24 protein-coding genes are annotated in these 20,712 nt (G+C 58.6%); 11 read left to right on the forward strand and 13 right to left on the reverse strand.

Going from position 1 to position 20,712, the window contains the following annotated elements:
- The first annotated feature begins 90 nt into the window (after nucleotides 1-90).
- From bufA2 to cfaB, 4 genes are all read left to right on the forward strand, one after another.
- The gene (bufA2, locus tag AACY11_RS06275) at nucleotides 91-342 is read left to right on the forward strand and encodes a BufA2 family periplasmic bufferin-type metallophore (protein ID WP_339431461.1); all 252 of its coding nucleotides are present in this window, start codon (nucleotides 91-93) and stop codon (nucleotides 340-342) included.
- Nucleotides 343-407: 65 nt separating this feature from the next.
- A complete protein-coding gene (gene bufB, locus AACY11_RS06280) occupies nucleotides 408-1,253 on the forward strand; it encodes an MNIO family bufferin maturase (RefSeq protein ID WP_339431462.1) in 846 nt (281 codons plus the stop codon).
- Entirely contained in the window at nucleotides 1,244-2,032 is a 789-nt protein-coding gene (locus AACY11_RS06285; RefSeq protein ID WP_339494144.1) for a DNA-binding domain-containing protein, read from the forward strand. Before bufB ends, AACY11_RS06285 begins: the two co-directional genes overlap by 10 nt.
- An 84-nt stretch (nucleotides 2,033-2,116) precedes the next feature.
- Nucleotides 2,117-3,304, forward strand: a complete 1,188-nt coding sequence (gene cfaB / locus AACY11_RS06290) for a C17 cyclopropane fatty acid synthase CfaB (protein WP_339431464.1) — start codon at nucleotides 2,117-2,119, stop codon at nucleotides 3,302-3,304.
- Nucleotides 3,305-3,339: 35 nt separating this feature from the next.
- On the opposite strand, the gene cls is transcribed toward cfaB, so the two are convergent.
- The gene (gene cls, locus AACY11_RS06295; protein ID WP_339431465.1) at nucleotides 3,340-4,779 is read right to left on the reverse strand and encodes a cardiolipin synthase; all 1,440 of its coding nucleotides are present in this window, start codon (nucleotides 4,777-4,779) and stop codon (nucleotides 3,340-3,342) included.
- 131 nt (nucleotides 4,780-4,910) lie between these two features.
- On the opposite strand from cls, the gene AACY11_RS06300 reads away from it, so the two are divergent.
- Nucleotides 4,911-5,429, forward strand: a complete 519-nt coding sequence (locus tag AACY11_RS06300) for a DUF3617 domain-containing protein (RefSeq protein ID WP_339431466.1) — start codon at nucleotides 4,911-4,913, stop codon at nucleotides 5,427-5,429.
- Nucleotides 5,430-5,528: 99 nt separating this feature from the next.
- On the opposite strand, the gene AACY11_RS06305 is transcribed toward AACY11_RS06300, so the two are convergent.
- From AACY11_RS06305 to folE2, 5 genes are read right to left on the reverse strand one after another with little or no spacing between them, the layout of a single operon-like run.
- Nucleotides 5,529-6,089 (reverse strand): gamma carbonic anhydrase family protein, encoded by a 561-nt coding sequence (locus AACY11_RS06305; RefSeq protein ID WP_339431467.1) that lies wholly within the window; start codon nucleotides 6,087-6,089, stop codon nucleotides 5,529-5,531.
- The gene (locus AACY11_RS06310) at nucleotides 6,086-6,961 is read right to left on the reverse strand and encodes a metal ABC transporter substrate-binding protein (RefSeq protein WP_339431468.1); all 876 of its coding nucleotides are present in this window, start codon (nucleotides 6,959-6,961) and stop codon (nucleotides 6,086-6,088) included. Before AACY11_RS06310 ends, AACY11_RS06305 begins: the two co-directional genes overlap by 4 nt.
- Nucleotides 6,962-6,972: 11 nt before the next feature.
- Nucleotides 6,973-7,839 (reverse strand): metal ABC transporter permease, encoded by an 867-nt coding sequence (locus AACY11_RS06315; protein WP_339431469.1) that lies wholly within the window; start codon nucleotides 7,837-7,839, stop codon nucleotides 6,973-6,975.
- Nucleotides 7,839-8,507 (reverse strand): metal ABC transporter ATP-binding protein, encoded by a 669-nt coding sequence (locus AACY11_RS06320; RefSeq protein WP_339494145.1) that lies wholly within the window; start codon nucleotides 8,505-8,507, stop codon nucleotides 7,839-7,841. The genes AACY11_RS06315 and AACY11_RS06320 overlap by 1 nt, the downstream gene beginning before the upstream one ends.
- Nucleotides 8,504-9,400, reverse strand: a complete 897-nt coding sequence (gene folE2 / locus AACY11_RS06325; RefSeq protein WP_339494146.1) for a GTP cyclohydrolase FolE2 — start codon at nucleotides 9,398-9,400, stop codon at nucleotides 8,504-8,506. Before folE2 ends, AACY11_RS06320 begins: the two co-directional genes overlap by 4 nt.
- Before the next feature lie 84 nt (nucleotides 9,401-9,484).
- Between folE2 and AACY11_RS06330 the strand changes: the two genes are divergently transcribed.
- The gene (locus AACY11_RS06330; RefSeq protein WP_339494147.1) at nucleotides 9,485-10,687 is read left to right on the forward strand and encodes an N-acetylmuramoyl-L-alanine amidase; all 1,203 of its coding nucleotides are present in this window, start codon (nucleotides 9,485-9,487) and stop codon (nucleotides 10,685-10,687) included.
- Here the strand turns inward: AACY11_RS06330 and AACY11_RS06335 are convergent.
- On the reverse strand, nucleotides 10,684-11,061 hold the full coding sequence (locus tag AACY11_RS06335) for a glutamine synthetase (protein ID WP_339431473.1): 378 nt from the start codon (nucleotides 11,059-11,061) through the stop codon (nucleotides 10,684-10,686). The genes AACY11_RS06330 and AACY11_RS06335 overlap by 4 nt on opposite strands.
- A gap of 223 nt (nucleotides 11,062-11,284) precedes the next feature.
- On the opposite strand from AACY11_RS06335, the gene zigA reads away from it, so the two are divergent.
- Entirely contained in the window at nucleotides 11,285-12,490 is a 1,206-nt protein-coding gene (gene zigA, locus AACY11_RS06340) for a zinc metallochaperone GTPase ZigA (protein WP_339431474.1), read from the forward strand.
- On the forward strand, nucleotides 12,490-13,140 hold the full coding sequence (locus tag AACY11_RS06345; protein WP_339494149.1) for a DUF1826 domain-containing protein: 651 nt from the start codon (nucleotides 12,490-12,492) through the stop codon (nucleotides 13,138-13,140). The genes zigA and AACY11_RS06345 overlap by 1 nt, the downstream gene beginning before the upstream one ends.
- A 4-nt stretch (nucleotides 13,141-13,144) precedes the next feature.
- Here the strand turns inward: AACY11_RS06345 and AACY11_RS06350 are convergent, their stop codons facing one another.
- Entirely contained in the window at nucleotides 13,145-13,501 is a 357-nt protein-coding gene (locus tag AACY11_RS06350; RefSeq protein ID WP_339494150.1) for an NADH:ubiquinone oxidoreductase, read from the reverse strand.
- Nucleotides 13,502-13,529: 28 nt separating this feature from the next.
- Here AACY11_RS06350 and AACY11_RS06355 point away from each other — a divergent pair, with 28 nt between their 5' ends.
- Nucleotides 13,530-14,501 carry a CobW family GTP-binding protein gene (locus AACY11_RS06355; RefSeq protein WP_339494151.1) on the forward strand — a complete coding sequence of 324 codons (972 nt, stop codon included), beginning with the start codon at nucleotides 13,530-13,532 and terminating at the stop codon, nucleotides 14,499-14,501.
- Nucleotide 14,502: 1 nt separating this feature from the next.
- On the opposite strand, the gene AACY11_RS06360 is transcribed toward AACY11_RS06355, so the two are convergent.
- Nucleotides 14,503-14,916 carry a DUF3301 domain-containing protein gene (locus AACY11_RS06360; RefSeq protein WP_339431478.1) on the reverse strand — a complete coding sequence of 138 codons (414 nt, stop codon included), beginning with the start codon at nucleotides 14,914-14,916 and terminating at the stop codon, nucleotides 14,503-14,505.
- A 117-nt stretch (nucleotides 14,917-15,033) separates the two neighbouring features.
- Between AACY11_RS06360 and pdxY the strand changes: the two genes are divergently transcribed.
- Nucleotides 15,034-15,906, forward strand: a complete 873-nt coding sequence (pdxY, locus tag AACY11_RS06365) for a pyridoxal kinase PdxY (RefSeq protein WP_339494153.1) — start codon at nucleotides 15,034-15,036, stop codon at nucleotides 15,904-15,906.
- 135 nt (nucleotides 15,907-16,041) lie between these two features.
- On the opposite strand, the gene AACY11_RS06370 is transcribed toward pdxY, so the two are convergent.
- Complete coding sequence (locus AACY11_RS06370) at nucleotides 16,042-16,524, reverse strand: acyl-CoA thioesterase (protein ID WP_007989648.1); 483 nt, start codon at nucleotides 16,522-16,524, stop codon at nucleotides 16,042-16,044.
- A gap of 280 nt (nucleotides 16,525-16,804) precedes the next feature.
- Here AACY11_RS06370 and AACY11_RS06375 point away from each other — a divergent pair, with 280 nt between their 5' ends.
- Nucleotides 16,805-18,568: a cation:proton antiporter gene (locus tag AACY11_RS06375; RefSeq protein WP_339431480.1), complete on the forward strand. Its 1,764-nt coding sequence runs from the start codon at nucleotides 16,805-16,807 to the stop codon at nucleotides 18,566-18,568.
- Nucleotides 18,569-18,589: 21 nt separating this feature from the next.
- Here AACY11_RS06375 and AACY11_RS06380 read toward each other — a convergent pair whose 3' ends face one another.
- From AACY11_RS06380 to AACY11_RS06390, 3 genes are all read right to left on the reverse strand, one after another.
- Nucleotides 18,590-18,997 (reverse strand): SMI1/KNR4 family protein, encoded by a 408-nt coding sequence (locus AACY11_RS06380; protein WP_339431481.1) that lies wholly within the window; start codon nucleotides 18,995-18,997, stop codon nucleotides 18,590-18,592.
- Between the two features lie 138 nt (nucleotides 18,998-19,135).
- Complete coding sequence (locus tag AACY11_RS06385) at nucleotides 19,136-20,002, reverse strand: Tim44 domain-containing protein (protein ID WP_339431482.1); 867 nt, start codon at nucleotides 20,000-20,002, stop codon at nucleotides 19,136-19,138.
- A gap of 176 nt (nucleotides 20,003-20,178) precedes the next feature.
- Nucleotides 20,179-20,619 carry an EamA family transporter gene (locus tag AACY11_RS06390; protein WP_339465150.1) on the reverse strand — a complete coding sequence of 147 codons (441 nt, stop codon included), beginning with the start codon at nucleotides 20,617-20,619 and terminating at the stop codon, nucleotides 20,179-20,181.
- Nucleotides 20,620-20,712: the final 93 nt, after the last annotated feature.

The following is a 20,712-nucleotide window of genomic DNA, read 5'->3' on the forward strand; positions in this document are numbered from 1 at the left end:
AACGCCGTCGGGGTAGCGCTCTCTAGTGCTATGTCGGGACTGAACAAACCGTCCAGCCGACATCCCTGACGATTACCGAGGATAAGAAAAATGACTATCAAGACCGCTGCTGCTGGTGCCGCTCTCGCTTTGGCCGCTGCCACTCTGTTTGCCGGTGTCGCCACCAATGCGATGGCCGCTGATGCCAACGTTCACTGCTACGGCGTGACTGCCTGCAAAGGCCAGAACGACTGCAAAACCAAAGACCATGCTTGCAAAAGCCAAGGCTCCTGCAAAGGCCAGGGTTTCAAAGCCATGACTCAAGCGGCTTGCGAAGAAGCAGGTGGCAAGGTCGGCGAATAACTGACCGGCAAGTGCCGCCGCAGTGGCTCACGCCACTGCGGCCACTTTTTAACAGGAGTCTGCACATGTCCGCCTCTGACCCCTTCCTCGGCTATGGCCTGGGATTGCGTAGCGCTTACTACCAGCAGATCCTCGAACAGTCGCCGAACGTGGACTGGTTTGAAGTGGTCTCCGAAAATTTCATGGTGCAAGGCGGTAAAGCCCTGTATTACCTGGACGCCATTGCCGAGCGTTATCCGCTGGTGATGCATGGCGTTTCACTCTCCATCGGCGGGCCACATGCCCTCGATGTGGACTATCTGAAACAACTCAAGCAACTGGCCGAACGGGTCAACCCCGCGTGGATCTCCGATCACTTGTGCTGGAGTCGCGGCAACGCTCATCAGTTGCACGATTTGCTGCCTCTGCCTTACACCGAAGAAAGTCTTGAATACATTGCCGAACGCGTGCGCCACGTTCAGGACGTTTTGCAGCGGCCATTGGTGCTGGAGAACGTCTCCAGTTATGTCCGAGCTGCCTCAGATGATTTCACGGAATGGGAATTTCTTGCTGCCCTGAGTCGGCAGAGCGGTTGTGAGTTACTGCTGGACGTCAACAATGTCTACGTCAGTTCTCGCAATCATGGTTTTGATCCGTGGACGTTCATTCACAGCCTGCCGACCGACAAGGTGCGTCAACTGCATCTGGCGGGACACAGCGACTACGGCGATTACGTCATCGATACCCATGACCAACCGGTGAGCGACCCCGTCTGGGCGTTGTATCAACGTACGTTGGAGCACTTCGGGCCGGTGGCTACTTTGCTGGAACGTGACGATCACTTTCCGCCTTTTGAAGAGTTGCTCGATGAACTGCAAAAGGCGCGGGCGCTGGGTGAAAGGGTTCTGGCCGGGAGACAGCAATGCGCCTGAAAGAATGGCAATTGGCATTCGAGTCGTATTTGCTGGATGAGGCGGCCACAGCCCAACCGCTGCTGGGCGCCAGCCTGATCGGCGGGCCTACGCTGGATGTCGGCACCGGTCTGGCGATCTATCACAACGCTTATCAGGCCCGTCTACTGGAAGTGTTGCGCAACGATTTTCCGGTGATCTGGTACTGGATGGGCGACGAGGCGTTCGACTCGCTCGCCACCGCGTACCTGCGTCAATACCCGTCGGCGCATTACAGCCTGCGTTGGTTGGGTAAAGGTTTCGAGGGGTTTATTCGCGAGCATCTGGTGCCTGAACACAGTGCGCCTTTGGCTGAAATGGCGAGGCTCGAGTGGGCATTCACTTTGGCTTTCGATGCGCCAGCGGGTGAGCCGTTAAATCTGGAAACCATGACGATGCTGTCCGCGCAAGAATGGCCAACGCTGCGGGTCAAACTCGCGCCGTGCGTTCAGTGGCTGGAATGCCGGTTCAACAGCGTCGCCCTGTGGCGTTCCGTTAAGGAACAAACCGATTTCCCGCCCAGCCAGCCACTCCAAACCCCTCAGATCTACCTGATCTGGCGTAACGATCTGATCTGTCATTACCGCAGTCTGGAATCTGCCGAGGCCAAGGCTCTGAATGGTTTGGTAAACGAAGGCTGGAGTTTCGCCGAACTGTGCGCCGAGTTAGCAGTCATCTATGAAGAGGGCGCTCCACTTCAGGCCGTGACCTGGTTGAAACAGTGGGTGCAGGAAGGCCTGTTAGAGCGTCTGCCACAATAGATAAGGCTAATTAAATCGATAGCCTGCTATTTTTCAAGGATGGTCTACCCTCAGATTTGACTTCTGAAACAGGGGGAATTTTCCATGCTCGCGCAACTTCCACCGGCCTTACAGAATCTGCAGCTTGCGCTTCGTCTGCGACTTTGGGATGGCCATGAGTTCAATCTCGGGCCATCGCCCAGTGTCACCATCGTGGTCAAGGATCCCCAGATGGTTTCGCAATTGACCCATCCAAGCCTCGATGCGCTGGGGGCGGCGTTTGTCGAGGGCAAGCTCGAACTGGAAGGTTCGATTGCCGAGGTCATCCGTGTTTGTGACGAGTGGAGCAGTGCTTTGTCCGATGAGGATGACGACACCAATCCGGTACGCTCGCTGCACGACAAGGAAACCGACGCCAAAGCCATCTCCTATCATTACGACCTGTCCAACGCGTTCTACCAGCTCTGGCTAGACAGCGACATGGCGTACTCCTGCGCTTACTTTGAGACCGGCAGCGAAACGCTTGAACAGGCGCAACAAGCCAAATTCCGGCATCTATGTCGCAAGCTGCGTTTGCAGCCAGGCGACTATTTGCTGGATGTCGGGTGTGGATGGGGCGGCCTGGCGCGTTACGCCGCCCGGGAGTTCGGCGCCAAGGTGTTGGGCATCACCCTCAGCAACGCGCAACTGGAACTGGCCCGCGAGCGGGTGAAAGCCGAAGGCCTGGAAGACCTGATCGAACTGCAACTGCTCGACTACCGCGATCTGCCCCAGGACGGGCGTTTCGACAAAGTGGTCAGCGTCGGTATGTTTGAGCACGTCGGCCACGCCAATCTCGCCGAATACTGCAAAATCTTGTTTGGCGCGGTGAAGGAGGGCGGTCTGGTGATGAACCATGGCATCACCGCCAAGCACACCGATGGTCGTCCGGTGGGGCGTGGTGCCGGGGAGTTCATCGAGAAATATGTATTCCCCAACGGCGAGCTACCGCACCTGGCAATGATCTCGGGTGAGATCAGCGAAGCCGGGCTGGAGATTGTCGACGTCGAAAGCCTGCGCCTGCATTACGCCCGTACGCTCGATCACTGGAGCGAGCGGCTGGAGGACAACCTCGACGCCGCCGCGAAGCTGGTGCCTGATCAGGCGCTGCGCATCTGGCGCCTGTACCTGGCCGGCTGTGCTTACGCATTTGCGCATGGCTGGATCAATCTGCACCAGATTCTCGCGGTGAAAGCGCACGCCGATGGCAGCCATGAACTGCCCTGGACCCGTGACGACATCTACCACCCTTGATAGCCACCGCTCCCTCAACCTGTAGGAGGGAGCGTTTAGAGAATCGGTGAAATAAGCCGGGCGATCCGCATGCCGAGTTGTTGCAGACGGTGGATCTTCCGGCTTTCTTCTTTGGCGATCTCAAAGGCTTGCTCGAAATCCTCGTTGAGCATGTGTTCCACGTTGGCGGCAAAATCGCTGTCGACGGTCAGCAGCATCACTTCGAAATTCAGCCGGAACGAGCGGTTGTCCAGATTGGCACTGCCGATGGCGCTGATCTCACTGTCGATCAACACGACTTTCTGATGCAGGAACCCCGGTTGGTAGCGGAATACGCGCACGCCTGCCCGAACCGCTTCAAACGCATAGAGGCTGGAGGCGGCATAGACGATACGGTGATCGGGACGCGAAGGCAGCAGCAAGCGCACATCCACACCGCGTAAAACCGCCAGCCTTAACGCCGCGAATACGGCTTCGTCAGGAATGAAGTAAGGGCTGGTGATCCACACCCGTTCTGTCGCGGCATGAATGGCTTCGACGAAAAACAGGGAACAGGTTTCATAAGCGTCCGCCGGCCCACTGGCGAGCAGTTGGCAGAGCACGCCATCGTCGGGGTACTCATCCGGCAAGATGAGCGGCGGTAACGTTCGCGCGGCCCAGAACCAGTCTTCAGCAAAGGATTCCTGCATGCACGCCACCACCGGGCCTCGCACCTGCACATGGGTGTCGCGCCATGGCGCCAACGGTGGTTTCTCCCCCATGTATTCATCGCCGACGTTATGCCCGCCGACAAACCCGATCACACCATCGACCACGACGATTTTGCGATGGTTACGGAAATTGACCTGAAAGCGGTTGAGCCAGCCGCTGCGTGTGGCGAAGGCTTTGACTTCGACGCCGCCATCACGCAATGCCTGCACATAGCTATGGGGCAGGGCGTGGCTGCCGATGCCGTCGAAGAGCAAATGGATGGTCACGCCTTCGGCGGCTTTCTTGAGCAGCAAATCGCGCAGGCGTTGGCCAAGTCGGTCGTCATGAATGATGAAGAACTGGATCAGTACCGCCTCGCGGGCTTGATCGATGGCATGGAAAATTGCATCGAAGGTGTCTGTGCCATTCACCAACAACTGTACTTGGTTGTTTGCCAGGCACGGCATGCGGCCCAGTTTGGGCATGGCGCGTAGCGAGGCGTAGGCATTCGAGGCGCGGGCAGTCAGGGCTTCTTCTACCCATGGACGCCAGTTCAGCTCGGAGATGGCCTGGCGCATCTGTTCGTTGGCCTGGCGTCGCGCCTTGATGTACCCATCGAATGTGCTGCGTCCGAACACCAGGTAAGGAATAAGCGTCAGGTAGGGAATGAAGATCAGCGACAATGCCCAGGCGATCGAGCCCTGAGCCGTGCGCACGGTCAACACCGCATGAATCGCGGCGATCAATCCGAGGGTGTGTATCAGGGCGATCATATAACCGAAAATGTGCGGTCCAAAATAATCCATGGGGCAGCCTTGCTCCGCAAGATTCAATGCTTAACAGACCATGTTCTATCGCGAATGTCGCTATTTAATTGGTGCATGAACCGAAGCAATCGGCTGACGTCTAACGGCCACTACTGATCAGGAGTTTATCGATGAACGTTCGTCTGCTGGGTTTGGCGCTGGGCCTGGGTTTGGCAATGCCGGTGATGGCTCAGGCGCAGATGCTGCAGCCGGGGCTGTGGGAAATGACCTCGAGCAATGTGAAAGTCGATGATCAACCGATGGATGTGCAATCGATCCTTGGCCAACTCCAGGGACAGATGACTCCCCAACAGCGGGCAGCGCTGGAAAAGAACGGGATCAATATTGGCGGTAAAGGCATCCGCGCCTGCCTGACGCCGCAGCAAGTGGCGACCGATGATATTCCGTTGGCTGATCCGCAATCGGGCTGCAAACAGCAGATCACCGAGCGTAGCGGCAACCAATGGAAATTCCGCTTCAGTTGCCCGAGAGCGCAGGGCACTGGCGTGGCCACGTTCCTCAGTGATCGTGAATTCACCACGGTCGCCAACGGTACGTTCAACGCCATCGGTATCAATCAGAAGGGCAGTCTGGAAACCCGCGCGGTATGGCTGGGCCAGGATTGCGGCGCCGTAAAACCAAGAGCTTAAATGCTTCGCGAGCAAGCCCGCTGCCACCGGTCTAGTGTTGACCTTGTGGCAGCGGGCTTGTTCGTAAACGCGTCTTTAAAGCCTTATCAAAATGAGGGGTCAGAACTCGTTCTGCAGGGCTTTGTAGCCGCGCACCAGATCGACGTTGGTACGCGCCACGTCTTCGGAAAACTCTGAGGCGCTGACACTCACCGGCGTGAATAACGACAGGTCGGTGTTCGGGCCGATGCGGGTGGTGGAGGGCACATAGAACGCGTCTGGCAAATCGCGGCCATCGACCACGGAGTTATGGCGTACCACGCAGCCACTGCCAACCACGCAGTTGAACAACACGCTGTTGAAGCCGATGAATACCCGGTCGCCGACCACGCACGGGCCGTGCACGATCGAGCGGTGGGCGATGGAGCTGAACTCGCCGATGGTCACCGCGGCACCGGATTTTGAGTGGATCACTACACCGTCCTGAATGTTCGAATTGGCGCCGATGGTGATCGGCTCCATCCCGCCCGATGCATCCACCTCGTCCGCACGGATGACCGCGTACGGGCCGACGAAGACGTTTTCGCCGATCACCACTTTGCCGCAGATGATCGCGGTTTTGTCGACATAGGCCGATTCGGCAATGTGCGGTAAATCACCTGAAGGATTTTTGCGGATCATGGTCGGCTCAGCGCGTCGTAAAGGGTGTTGAGGTTGTATTCGAACAAGCCGGTGAAGGTGCTGGCCGGGCCACTCGCGGCGAGGGCGTCCGAGTAAAGCGTGCCGCCGATGTGCGCGCCGCTTTCGTCGGCGATCTGTTTGAGCAGGCGAGCGTCCTTGATGTTCTCCATGAACACCGCTTTGACGTGGGCCTGGCGGATCTGGGTGATCAGTGCCGCGACTTCTGCGGCGGACGGTTCGCGCTCGGTCGACAGCCCCTGGGGAGCCATGAAGTCGATACCGTAGGCCTGACCGAGGTAACCGAAGGCATCATGGCTGGTGACGATCTTGCGATTGCCCGGCGGTAGCGAACCCAGTTTGGCCTTGGCTTCGGCGAGGAGGGCGTAGATGTGCGTCAGGTAGGTTTTGCTGTTGCGTTCGTAATCGGCTTTGTTCGCCGGGTCAGCCGCGATCAGTGCCTTGGTGATGTTGGCGATGTACAGCTCAGTGTTGGCCAGATTATGCCAGGCGTGCGGGTCGGGAACGGTCTCGCCGTCCTCATCCAGCGAACGTGGAATCACGCCGTGACTGGCACTGACGACCGGGGCTTTGGTCTCAGTGCTGGTCACCAGACGATCCAGCCATGGTTCAAAACCGAGCCCGTTCTTGATGATCAGTTTGGCCGTGAGCAGGGCTTTGGCATCGTCCGGTGTCGGCTCATAGGTGTGTGCGTCAGCGTCCGGGCCGACCATGTTGGTGATCTGGATATGCTCGCCGCCGACCTGATGCACCATGTCGGCGAGGATGCTGAAGCTGGTGACCACTGGCAATTTTTCTGCCGCCGACAACGACATCGATAGCATCAGGCTGAACAGCACGAGTAGAGCGCGCATCGGGAAACACCTCATTGGGATGTGAGCAAAGGCGGGCGGCGCAACAAGCCGTGCACCGGTCCGAACACCACGGACAGCAGATAACCTGCCCCGGCGACCAGCACGATGGCGGGGCCGCTGGGCAGTGAGTAATAGAACGACAGCAACAAACCGAGCCATACCGACAGGCAACCCAGGGTTGCTGCAACGGCGATCAGGATGGGGAGGCGTCGACTCCAGAATCGTGAAGCCGCAGCGGGAAGCATCATCAGCCCGACCACCATCAGCGCACCGATCGCCTGGAAGCCGATCACCAGATTCAGTACAACCAGCGTCAGAAACACACCATGGGCGAGCGGGCCGAGGCGGCTGACGGTTCGCAAAAATAGAGGGTCGAGGGTATCGAGCAGCAGCGGTTTGTAGATGAGCGTCATGGCCATCAGGCTCAGCGCCGAGACCCACAACATGCCATTGAGCGTTGGTCCATCGACGGCCAGGGCCGAGCCGAACAGCAGGTGCAAAAGGTCGAGGCGTTTGCCGGCCACGCCAAGAATGAGTACGCCGGCGGCCAAGGAGATTGGATAGATCGCCGCCAGGCTGGCGTCTTCGCGCAGGCCCGTGAGTCGGGTGATCCATGCGGCGAGACCGGCCATGGTCAAACCGGCACCGAGGCCGCCGAGTGTCAGCGCGGGCAGACTCAGGCCGGCGAACCAGAAGCCCAATGCGGCGCCGGGAAGGATGCCGTGGGCGACGGCGTCACCAATCAGGCTCATGCGCCGCAAGATCAGAAACACACCCAGGGGGGCGGTGCTGCAGGCCAATACCAGCCCGCCTAGCAAGGCGCGACGCATGAAGACGAACTCGCTGAACGGCTGCCAGAAGTGGGCGACGGTGAGCATCAGGCCACCTGCGTATGAGGTGTTTGCCGGATCAGTTCGGCGCTCGGACCGTAGATGCAGCCAGTGTTTTTGATCAGCAAGGTTTGGGGGATGTGTTGGCGCACGGCGCTCAGGTCATGACACACCACGACGAGTGTGCGTCCCTCTGCATGCCATGCGTGGATGTGTTGCCAGAGTAACTGCTGACCGAGTTCATCGAGTGCGGCGTGGGGTTCGTCCAGCAGTAGCACAGGTGTGTCCGTCAGGCTAAGTCGAGCGAGCAGGGCGCGTTGTAATTCGCCGCCCGATAGTGCCATGAGTGGACGGCGCTCGAGTCCACCAAGGTGCCAGTTCTCCAGTGCGGTTTTGAGGCGCTGGGCGCGCAATGTTGTCGACAGTCTGCGTCCCCAGAATCCGGCGGCCACGAGCTCTTCCAGGCTAATCGGGAATTGCCGGTCCAAATGCTGTTGTTGTGGGAGGAAGGACAGCCCGCTCTGCCGTGGAACGCTCAGGGCGACTTGGCCTGCCAAGGGTTTTTGCAGGCCCGCCATCACTTTCAACAAACTGCTTTTGCCGCAGCCGTTGGCGCCAATGATCGCGGTAAGACTGCCTGTTCCGAATTCCAGACTCAGAGGCGAAGTCAGCGGCTGGCCGGGTGCGCCCCAGCTCAAGGATTGGCAGCGGATCATGCGTTCTCCCGGTGCCAACGACTTTCGGCGACGGCGTCATGAGCGTGCAGACTTTCTGCGTGAATCACTCGCAGGTGAAAGGCGTTGACGCCCGGTGAGCGGCGTAAGGCCAGATTCAGTCGGCGCGCGGCGTCTTCGCAGAACATCAGATTCTGTCCGTTGGCCAAGGCGAACGCTTGTTCGTCAGCACGTTTCACAGCAGTTTGGACGGCGGTGCCGAGGGCTGCTTCAGCATCGTTGATAATCGTGCTCATCGGCAGCTCATCGATAAATTCATCGAGTTGCAGGTGCAATTGCGCAGTGCTGCGTTGGCTGTGTGGCGTGGCGACGATGCCTTTGTTCGTACCGAGCCAAGACAAAACGTCGGCGTGTTGCAGCGGTTTGTTAGCGAAGTCATCAATGAATTGTTGCTGGATCAGTTGCCTCGCCAGTGCTGCAGAGCAAGGGCACGTCGAGGAATATTGCACGTCAATTTTGAGTTCCACGTGGAACATTTCGTTTTTCAGGCTGGCTGAAAGGGTCACTGGGTAGGATCGCCACCCGGCCAGCGGGCTCACCAAAGCGGGGCGTTTCAATAGCAGATCGGTGTGGATATTCAGGTAGGCATTTTTGGATAAGCCGTCATGGCTATCGAGAAAATGCCGGAGTATTTGGCGCAAAAAACCGGGGGAGAGGTTTGTGTGTTCGAGGGCCGCTAACGACACATAGAGTCGCGACATATGAATGCCGCGTGCTTCACCGTCATCGAGACTCACACCGGCATCCGCCTTGGCGCTCAGACGTTGGCCTTCCAGCAACACGGGTAACTCAATGCCGCACATGCCCACCCATTCGAGGGGTAAAGCTTGGCGAGCCGTCTGCGCGGCGATATCCGGGAGTGTCATCGAATTCATGTTCGGGGCCATCGTGTTGATTGAATTAGATGTTACATTATAACAATTCAAATCACGATGCCTTTTTCATGAACAGGCTTTCATATGCACAGACGTCACTTGCTCAATTTGATTCTGGCCAGTGCGGCCTTCGCCCTCCCTTTCAGCGTGTCAGCTACGCAAATCCGCAACGCTCGACTCTGGCGTTCAGATGAAAAGCTGCGTTTGGTCTTCGATTTAAGCGGCCCGGTACGCTACAAAACCTTCACGCTCAGTGCTCCGGAGCGGCTCATTATTGATTTCAGTGGAGCCAGTGTCAGCGCAGATTTCAGTCAGTTAGCGTTAAAAAACACCGTAATTCGATCTATCAGATCCGGCGTTTTTGGCCGTGGCGATACGCGGATTGTTCTCGATTTGAGCCGTCCTGTACTGCTGAACAGCTTCCTTCTGGCGCCACAGGAGGGTCAGGGGCATCGGCTTGTGTTGGATTTGGTCAGCGCCAAGCAGTCCCTTGCAGTGCCAATGGTTCCACGTGAAACATCCTTGGATAAGGTTCATCCAAAGCGCGACATCATCGTGGTTGTCGACCCTGGGCATGGTGGAAAGGACCCTGGTGCAGTCGGCGCCAAGGGAGAGCGGGAAAAGGATGTGGTGTTATCCATCGCGAAGTTGCTCGCCAAACGTCTGAAAAAAGAGAAAGGTTTTGACGTGAAGCTGGTGCGCAACGACGACTTCTTCGTGCCTTTGCGCAAGCGTGTCGAGATCGCTCGTCAGCACAAGGCCGACATGTTCATTTCGGTACACGCCGATGCGGCGCCGCGTCTGACGGCCTCTGGCGCGTCGGTGTATTGCCTGTCTGAAGGTGGCGCGACATCAGCGACTGCCCGCTTCATGGCGCAACGCGAAAACGGTGTCGATCTGCTCGGCGCCACCAGCCTGCTTAATCTAAAAGACAAGGACCCGATGCTCGCCGGGGTGATTCTCGACATGTCGATGAACGCGACGATCGCAGCTAGTTTGCAGCTTGGGAAAACGGTTCTCGGCAGTCTTGCAGGCATTACTACGCTGCACCAAAAGCGCGTCGAGCAAGCAGGCTTCGCGGTTTTGAAATCGCCAGATGTGCCCTCGATCCTGGTGAAAACCGGCTTTATTTCCAACGTGCGTGACAGTCAGCGGCTGGTCACGACGCGGCATCAACAGGCCGTCGCTGATGGTTTATTTGACGGGCTGCAGCGCTACTTTGAAAAAAATCCGCCCATCGACAGCTACCTCGCGTGGCAGCAGACCCGGCAAAAAACGCAGGCCTAGCAGCCGGTGATTCGGCTACAAGTGAACTTCGCGCTGCTACCGCCCGAACTGGAGAAGCGGTTGATAGTCGTCCAACCAACCCGACGGGTATAGCCCACCCAGGCTTCCCCGTCGGAGGCGACGCCGGTGAAGAACGTCAGTTGACCGAACCGACTGTTGGTTTGCGCCCAGTAACGCTGGCTGCTTTTTTCAAAGCCGCGCAGATAGAGCGTGTTGCCTACCGTATTGACGCTATAGGCGTTGCCATCGGCATCGACGCAGGCCAGCAGATTAGCGCTGCGTGTGCACTTGGCGAGCTCCGGAATTTGCGCGCAAACGCTGCCAGTCGTTAACAGCGTGAGGCTCAATAGCGAGCATTTCAGCGCATTTTTCATAGCGTTTCCCGGGCGTGAGAGGGGTTGCAGCTTCCTGCTCTTCGTCGTTTTGGGCAAGAGGCGGGCTGGTCTATTCATGTTGTTATAATATAACATTAATTTGAACTGAGCCTGAGCCGGCCGATTTCAAGCGTTCACCTTCCACGAACCTGTCGTGTGGGGGCTAGAAAACGTTATGCGCAACCAATGCGTTGATCGGCTGCTATCTAATGAGGATTATCCAATGTCAGCCGAATTGCCCGTCACCGTACTTTCCGGATTTCTTGGCGCCGGTAAAAGTACACTTTTGAATTACGTACTACGTAATCGAAACGGTTTGCGCGTCGCCGTCATCGTCAATGATATGAGCGAAATCAACATTGATGGCAGCGAAGTCCAGCGCGATGTCAGCCTGAACCGCGCCGAAGAAAAACTCGTGGAAATGAGTAACGGCTGTATCTGCTGTACGTTACGTGAGGACTTGCTTGAGGAAGTCAGCAAGCTCGCCCGTGATGGCCGCTTCGATTACTTGTTGATCGAGTCAACGGGGATCTCCGAGCCACTGCCGGTGGCGGAGACCTTCACCTTCCGCGATGAGCAGGGACAGAGCCTCGCTGACATCGCCCGTCTCGACACCATGGTCACAGTCGTCGACGGCATGAATTTTCTCCTCGACTACCAGGCCGCCGAAAGCCTTGCCTCCCGTGGTGAAACCCTCGGTGAGGAGGACGAGCGCTCCATCACTGATCTGCTCATTGAGCAAGTCGAGTTCGCCGACGTGTTGCTGATCAGCAAGATCGATCTGATCAGCCAGAGCGAGCGCGAACAACTGATCGCCATCCTCAAACGCCTCAATGCTCAGGCCGAAATAATCCCGATGGTCATGGGCGAAGTGCCGTTGGACAAAATTCTCAACACGGGTCGTTTCGATTTTGAAAAAGCTGCGCAAGCCCCCGGTTGGTTGCAGGAGCTGCGCGGTGAGCACGTCCCGGAAACGGATGAATATGGCATCGCCTCTACCGCCTATCGCGCGCGCCGCCCCTTCCACCCGCAGCGTTTTTACAACTTCATTGATCGTCCGTGGCTCAACGGCAAATTGCTGCGTTCCAAAGGCTTCTTCTGGCTGGCGAGCAAGCCTGCTGACGCGGGCAGTTGGTCCCAGGCCGGTGGTTTGATGCGCCATGGTTTTGCCGGACGCTGGTGGCGTTTCGTGCCGAAAAACCAATGGCCGCAGGATCAGGACAGTACCGCCGCGATCATGGAAAACTGGACCGCCAGCGTCGGAGACTGCCGTCAGGAGTTGGTGTTTATCGGTCAGAACATCGATTTCGTGCAGCTTTCTGCAGAACTCGACGAGTGTTTGCTGACCGATGATGAAATGGCGATCGGCGTCGAAGGTTGGCGATCGATGCCGGATCCGTTCGGTCCCTGGCATGAAGAGGCCGCCTGATGCTTGCGCTCAACATGTTGCAAAACTGCACCCGCTATCAGCATCAGGGGCCCACGCCCAAAGTGCTGGCACGCATTCTTGAGGACGAAACAAACCTGGCGGTCTGGCAGCGGCAACTACCGCTGCACATCGCTGATTTCGCTGATTTGCTATTGTCACTCAACGAACCCTTGGCGGAGTCGCTGTGCCTGGATATCGCTGATGAAGAGGCCGAGCCGGATCTCACCGGGTTGGCGGGCGGATTTCGCGATCTGCAGGGTTACGAGGGCTTTATCGCAGACCTGAAGTGGCTGGTCAGCGCCTTCGCGTGTCTGCTCGGCACCCGGCGTATCGGCTTGCGTCTGCGGGTGCTGGATAAGGCCATGTGTCCGCGTTTTCACGTTGATCATGTGCCGGTACGGCTGATCACCACGTATGCGGGTGTCGGCAGTCAATGGCTCAAAGAAGGCACGATGGATCGTCAGCAACTGGGCCAGGCGAATTCGCAGCCGCAAGACTCGGCACAGATCCAGCAACTGGCCAGCGGTGAAGTCGCGTTATTCAAGGGCGAAAAGTGGCACGGCAATGAAGGTTTTGGCTTGATTCATCGCTCGCCCCAGCCGGCGGCCGGCGAGCGTCGGCTGATTCTGACCCTCGACTGGCTCGGCTAACGCTTCAAGGCTTGAGCCATTTGCCTTGGCTCTGCCCCTCGCAATAGGGCTGTAGATAAGCGGCATCCGTGGCCACGCCGTAATAGTGAGTATCCTGGCGATAGGGCATATTGGCGACTTGCGCGTTGCTGCACACGCCGAAGGCTCCGGACGGGCACTGGTCGAGGTACTGCACCTCGACTTTTTGCCCGGCCAGCGAGGGTTGGCAGAAGCCGTCGTTGAACAGTTTTTCCGGGATGTTGCGGTTCTGCTGGCAGACTTTGACGTCGAGCCGCTCGCTCTGGCTGTGCACCACGCAGGCCTGGGCCAACACTTCGCTCGACACCAGCATCAGCAACAACGACCATCCCCTCCAACGCATCTTCGCTCTCCTCAGAAAATTCCCGGCCATGTTGCAGAACATTCCTACCCATGTCATCGCCGGCCCTTTGGGCGCCGGCAAGACCAGCCTGATTCGCCAGCTCATGGCGCAACGACCGGTCGGTGAACGCTGGGCCGTGCTCATCAACGAGTTCGGCCAGATCGGCCTCGACGCCGCGCTGTTGACTCGCGACGGCGATGGTATCGCACTGGGTGAAGTGGTCGGAGGCTGTTTGTGTTGCGTGAATGGTGCGCCGTTTCAGGTCGGCCTTGGACGTTTGCTGCGCAAGGCCAAACCGGATCGGCTGTTTATCGAGCCTTCCGGGCTGGGCCATCCCGCGCAGTTACTTGAACAGCTGAGCGAAGCGCCATGGCAGGGCGTACTGGCGATACAACCGTGTGTGCTGGTGCTGGATGCCCAGTCGCTCAACGCGGGGAAAGCGCTGCCGACAGCGCAACAGCAAGCGTTGGCCCGTGCCGGTTTACTGTTGCTGAACAAGGCTGAAGGCCTGGATGGGAGCGCCCGCCAGAAAATAGCCAGTCAGTTGCCGCCCGTCAGGCTGATCTGGACGCAACAGGCGCAACTGCCCTTGAGCGAACTGCCAGGCCTGGCCGCGCAAGCGGTGGCGAGTGTGGATAACTGGGTCGCGCCCAAAGGGTTGGCGCAGATGCCGGCGGTCTGGAGCGATCCGACGCTACCGATTTGCCTGAGTCAGGCGCAGGAGGGCGGTTGGAGCATGGGATGGCGCTGGCATCCGAGCCAGACGTTCGATCAGCAGCGAATGGCTGTTTGGCTTCAAAGTCTTGTCTGGGCCAGGGCCAAACTGGTTATCCACAGCGCCGACGGTTGGGTTTCGGCGAATGCTCTGGATAACGCCGAGCTGACTTGGCAAACCAGTGAATGGCGAAAGGATTCGCGAATCGAGCTGATATTCGCCGACTCGCAGAATATCGATCAACTGCAGGCAGGATTAGCGCAGTGCCGGATTCAGACGCGCTGATTCACGGCTTCCATTTGGTGTGTTCCTGCCGCCACTGACTCAGTTCGATCACTTCGGCGCGAGGCTTGTGGACTTCGACCACGGGCGGCGTATCGTCGAACGGCGCCGGGTAGGGTGCCAGTTCGATCTGCGCGCTGTGGGCGCCAAACTGGGTGATGGTGCCGTTGTGGCGGGTTTCGCCGGTCACCGTGAATTCGAAGGTGTACACCCGTGCCAGACGTCGCCGACCGTTGGCGTCCTTGATCAAGCCGATCTTCTTGAGCGCAACGTTGCCGTCGAGCAACTCGACGCGCACGTTCAGGCAATGCTGCTTGACCCGCTCCAGCGCTCGCTCGCGCAAGCCGTGGTTGTGCCAAAGCCACGCGCCGGCAGCGGCAAACAGCATCAACACAAAGATGTTTTCGAGGGTCAGCATCAACATCAAACTCCAAAAGATGGCGTCAGCTTAACTGCGTCGCCGGTCTGTCGTACAGACTGCGTTTCGTCGCATACTGCGCGGCTTGAATTTCAATCGTTTTACGGAAAAACCCGAATGAAACGTACGCCTCATCTGCTCGCCATTCAGTCCCATGTGGTGTTTGGCCACGCCGGTAACAGTGCAGCGGTTTTCCCGATGCAGCGGGTCGGGGTGAATGTCTGGCCACTCAACACCGTGCAGTTCTCCAACCACACCCAATACGGTCAGTGGGCTGGTGAAGTGCTGTCGCCTCAGCAGATTCCCGAACTGGTCGAAGGCATCGCTGCGATTGGCGAACTGGGCAACTGCGATGCGGTGCTCTCGGGGTATCTGGGCAGCGCCGCACAGGGGCGGGCGATTCTCAGCGGCGTTGCGCGCATCAAATCGGTCAACCCGAAGGCGCTTTATCTGTGTGATCCGGTGATGGGGCACACGCAGAAGGGGTGCAGCGTGCCGACGGAGGTCAGCGACTTCTTGTTGGAAGAGGCGGCCGCGGTGGCGGACATTATGTGTCCGAACCAACTGGAACTGGACAGCTTCTCCGGGCGCAAGCCGCAGTCCTTGTTCGATTGCCTGGCGATGGCGCGGGCATTGTTGGCGCGCGGGCCGAAAGCGGTGCTGGTCAAACATCTGGATTACCCGGGTAAACCGGCGGATGGCTTCGAGATGTTGTTGGTGACTGCCGAGGGCAGTTGGCATCTGCGCCGTCCATTGCTGGCGTTCCCGCGCCAGCCGGTGGGCGTGGGCGATCTGACGTCCGGTCTGTTCCTGGCGCGGGTGCTGCTGGGCGACAGCCTGGTGGCCGCGTTCGAATTCACGGCGGCGGCGGTGCATGAAGTGTTGCTGGAGACTCAGGCGTGCGCCAGTTACGAACTGCAACTGGTGCGGGCGCAGGACCGAATTGCGCATCCGCGAGTGAAGTTCGAGGCTACGGCGATCAGTCTGTAAGACCGCATCGCGCCCATTCGCGAGCAAGCCCGCCCCCACATTCGACCGCGTTCTCATGGGAGCGCTGCGATTAAATGCAGGAGCGGGCTTGCTCGCGAAGGCTATCTGTAAAGCGACATCGTCCCAAAGGATCGATCAGGCGTCGCCCTTGATGTCCTGGTAACGCTTCTCCAGCTCCTGACGAATCTGCCGGCGCTGCTGGGCCTGCATGTAACGACGCTTGTCTTCACTGTTCTGGGGTTGCAGTGGCGGCACGGGCGCCGGCTTGCGCTGATCATCCACCGCGACCATGGTGAAGAAGCAACTGTTGGTGTGGCGCACCGAGCGTTCGCGGATGTTCTCGGTCACCACTTTGATGCCGACTTCCATCGACGTGTTGCCGGTGTAGTTGACCGAGGCGAGGAACGTCACCAGTTCGCCGACATGGATCGGCTCGCGGAAAATCACCTGATCCACCGACAGGGTCACCACATAGCGGCCGGCATAGCGGCTCGCGCAGGCGTAGGCCACTTCGTCGAGGTATTTGAGCAGGGTGCCGCCGTGGACATTGCCTGAGAAGTTGGCCATGTCGGGGGTCATCAGTACCGTCATCGACAGCTGGGCGTTTCCGGGTTCCATAACGTTCTCACGGATCAAGGCTGGATTGCTGGAAGCACCTCTGCGGGTGCCTGGTCACTTTTCAAAAGTGCCGTTATCGGGACGCCGGGCGACAGGTCGCCGTCACGCCGGGATCGTTCTGTTTCCATATATTGCACTGCCTTCCAGCCCGAAGTCGCGGTGCTACCCTGCAAAAAACCGCGTAAAAAGGCCGTTCCCACAACAAACGCGGATTTTTCCGAGCACGCTCAGGCCTCTCTGGCGTCTGACTGCGCGCTTGGCCAATCAAGGAGCCCACGCCATGCATGCCATCAGCTTTATTCAGGATCTTGCGGTGATCATGTTGGTCGCAGGCGTGGTAACTGTCCTGTTTCACCGGTTCAAGCAACCGGTGGTCCTCGGTTACATCGTTGCCGGTTTCATCATCGGCCCACACACCCCGCCGTTCGGCTTCATCCACGACGAAGAAACGATCAAGACCCTCGCCGAACTGGGGGTGATTTTCCTGATGTTCTGCCTGGGCCTTGAGTTCAGCCTGCGCAAGCTGTTCAAGGTCGGCGCCACGGCGTTTATCGCGGCGTTCCTCGAAATCGTCCTGATGATCTGGATCGGCTATGAGATTGGTCGCTGGTTTGACTGGAGCACCATGGACTCGCTGTTTCTCGGTGCGATCCTGGCGATCTCCTCGACCACCATCATCGTCAAGGCGCTCAATGATCTGAAAATGAAGAACGAGCGCTTCGCGCAGTTGATCTTCGGTGTGTTGATCGTCGAAGACATCCTCGGCATCGGCATTATTGCCCTGCTGTCGAGCATCGCCGTCAGCGGCACGGTGAGCTCCGGCGAAGTGTTCTCCACGGTCGGCAAGCTGTCGCTGTTCATGATTGTTGCGCTGGTGATCGGCATTCTGTTGGTGCCACGCTTGCTGGCTTACGTCGCCAAATTCGAAAGCAACGAGATGCTGCTGATCACCGTGCTGGGCCTGTGTTTCGGCTTTTGCCTGCTGGTCGTGAAGCTCGAATACAGCATGGTGCTGGGCGCATTCCTGATCGGCGCAATCATGGCCGAGTCACGGCAACTGCTGAAAATCGAACGGCTGATCGAGCCGATTCGTGATCTGTTCAGCGCGATCTTCTTTGTGGCCATCGGCCTGATGCTCGACCCGATGATCCTGCTGCAATATGCGTGGCCGATTGCGGTCATCACCGTCGCCGTGGTGCTGGGCAAGATGCTGTCCTGCGGCCTCGGCGCCTTTATCGCCGGCAATGACGGACGCACCTCACTGCGGGTAGGGATGGGGCTGTCACAGATTGGCGAATTTTCCTTCATTATCGCGGCACTGGGCATGACCTTGCAGGTGACCAGTCACTTCCTTTATCCGGTTGCCGTGGCAGTGTCGGTGATCACTACACTGCTGACGCCTTATCTGATTCGCGCCGCTGATCCGCTGTCGATCAAGCTGTCTGCCGCCATGCCGCAACGTCTCTCGCGAGTGTTCGGGATGTATGGCGAATGGCTGCGCAGCATTCAGCCGCAAGGCGAGGGCGCGATGCTGGCAGCGATGATTCGGCGAATTCTGTTACAGGTCGGGGTCAATCTGGCGCTGGTGATTGCGATCTTCTTTAGCGGGGCGTTCTTTGCCGGACGTCTGTCGGTCTGGATGCAGGAGTGGATCAGCGATCCGAGCTGGCAGAAAGCATTGATCTGGGGTGGAGCGCTGCTGGTGTCGCTGCCGTTCTTGATTGCGGCGTACCGCAAGCTCAAGGCGCTGTCGATGTTGCTGGCGGAGATGGGCGTGAAGCCGCAGATGGCTGGGCGTCACACGCAGCGAGTGCGCCGGGTGATCTGCGAAGTGATCCCGATTCTCTCGCTGCTGGTGATTTTTCTGCTGCTGGCAGCCTTGTCGGCCAGTATTTTGCCGACCAACAAGTTGCTGGTGCTGATCGCCGTGGTCGCGGCCGCCGTGGCGGCGCTGCTCTGGCGCTGGTTCATCCGCGTGCACACGCGGATGCAGGTGGCCTTGCTGGAAACCCTCGACAATCACAAGGAGTCGTCGGGGCACTGACCACTCGGGGCGCTTGGCCGATCAGCTTTCCAGCCAGACGTCCCGCGCCCAGTGCCACACCGATTCCCAGGTTTCTTCGGCAACCAGCTCTTCTTCGGCCTGCCACAGCACCACTGTGCCGTCTTCCTCGACACAGTAGTAGTCGTCGCCGTCCTGACAGATCGGGATCAGGCTGCGATCAACACCGACATCCCAGGCGTTGGCGGCAACCTCCGGCAAGTAAGTGTGGGATTGTGGGTCGGTCACGGTCACGGGTTCCAGGCTGCCGTAAACCACATCGCTGACGGTCAGCAAAAACTCTTTGAAGACAAACGGAATATCGATGAACAGTTGTTCTTCGATTTCGACCAGCAGATCTTCGTCAGGCAACTCCAATGGAACCGGTACGGGTTCGTTGGCTTCGCGCAGTTGTTCGATGATTTCTTCCACGTCCGGGATCCTCTTGCTTGAATGGCGCGGTTTATATGGGCCGGTTTATACAGTAGCTCGCTATAGATGCAACCGTGAAATAGAAAAACCCCGGACGAGTCCAGGGTTTTCATAAGCGCATGCTTGACGCAGAGGGTATCAGCCGTTCTGGCGGATACCGGCGACCAGCCAAGGCTGGTTGTCGCCCTGCGGACGTTCCATGTTCCAGCTTTCGCTGAACACTTCGCCCTGGTCGAAACGCGAAGTCTTCGACACACCGCTGAAAGTCAGGGTGGCGATAGTCTTGTCGGCACGGTCATCGACGCCGTCCAGTTGCACCTGGAGGTTGTCGATGTAGGTCGACTGGAACGCGTCGCCCAGATCCGCACGCTCACGCTTGAGGAACTCGAGCATTTGCGGGGTCACGAACTCGGCGATCTTGTCCATTTCGTTGGCATCCCAGTGCTGCTGCAGCGACTGGAAGTGGCTGCGCGCAGCTTCAAGGAAGTTCTGTTCGTTGAACCAGGCCGGCGCGTTGATTACCGGACGGGCGGCAGCCGGTGCAGCCGAACCACCGAAGATCGAACCCATGGCCGCAGGCTTTTGCTCGAACGTTTCACGCTGCATCGGCGCGCCGGCCGGAGCGAATTGCTCTTGCTGCTTGCGGCGACGAGCGGCGATGAAACGGAAGATCACGAACGCGATCAAGCCCATGATCAGGATGTCGAAGATCTGCATGCCCTGGAAGCCGCCGCCCATGAACATGGATGCGAGCAGGCCACCGGCGGCAATGCCGGCCAGAGGGCCGAGCCAGCGCGAAGCACCGCCGGCCTTGGCAGCGGCGCCAGCGGCACCGGCAGTCGCCGCAGCGCCGCCCATGCCTGAGGAAGAGGGAGCCATCTGGCTGGTCTGGTGCGTCGGCGCAGCGCCGGCGCTTTTGCCACCACCAAAGCGCTTGGCGTTGGCGTCGAGGCTCATCGTCAGGCCGATGCACAACGCCATGGCGATGCTAAGAAAACGTTTCATAAAGGGAATACCCGTTTGTGGAGACACGCGCGCCATGTTGCACAGCTGAAGTGTTACTGGCTAGCGAGAGAGTGTTTCGGGCTTTTGCCTGACAGGTTACGTTCAGCTTGGTCCAGGCAATAAGGCTATGTACTTTTGTCTGTAGGAAATCGGGATGGGTTCAGTGAGAAATTTGCTCAGCGACGAAACGCCAGCATCACCACACCGGCCGTAATCAGACCGACTCCACCCCATTGACGCAGGTCGAGTTTCTCGCCCAGCAGGATCACGCCGAGCACTGCCACCAGCACCACGCTGAGCTTGTCGACTGGAGCCACCAGCGAGGCCGGGCCGACCTTTAGCGCCCGGAAATAGCACAGCCAAGATGCGCCGGTGCCCAGGCCGGATAACAGCAGGAACAGATAGCTCTTGGCGGATATTGATCCCAATGACTGATATTGGCCCGTGGCGTACAAAATCAAGGCCAGGCTGACCAGTACCACGATGGTGCGCAGGAGGGTGGCGAAGTCGGAATTGACGTTTTCGATGCCGACTTTAGCGAAGATCGCCGTCAACGCGGCGAAAGTGGCCGAGAGCAGTGCCCAGAATGTCCAGGAGGAAAAGAAGCCTGAGCCCATGTGGCTATCCCGATGATTAGCGCCAGCCCCTGTGGGGCGCGAGCTTGCTCGCGATCAGGGCGTGTCAGCCAACGCAGTGTTGAATGAAAGACC

This window comes from Pseudomonas sp. RA_105y_Pfl2_P56 (assembly GCF_963970845.1).
GTDB lineage: Bacteria > Pseudomonadota > Gammaproteobacteria > Pseudomonadales > Pseudomonadaceae > Aquipseudomonas > Aquipseudomonas baetica_A.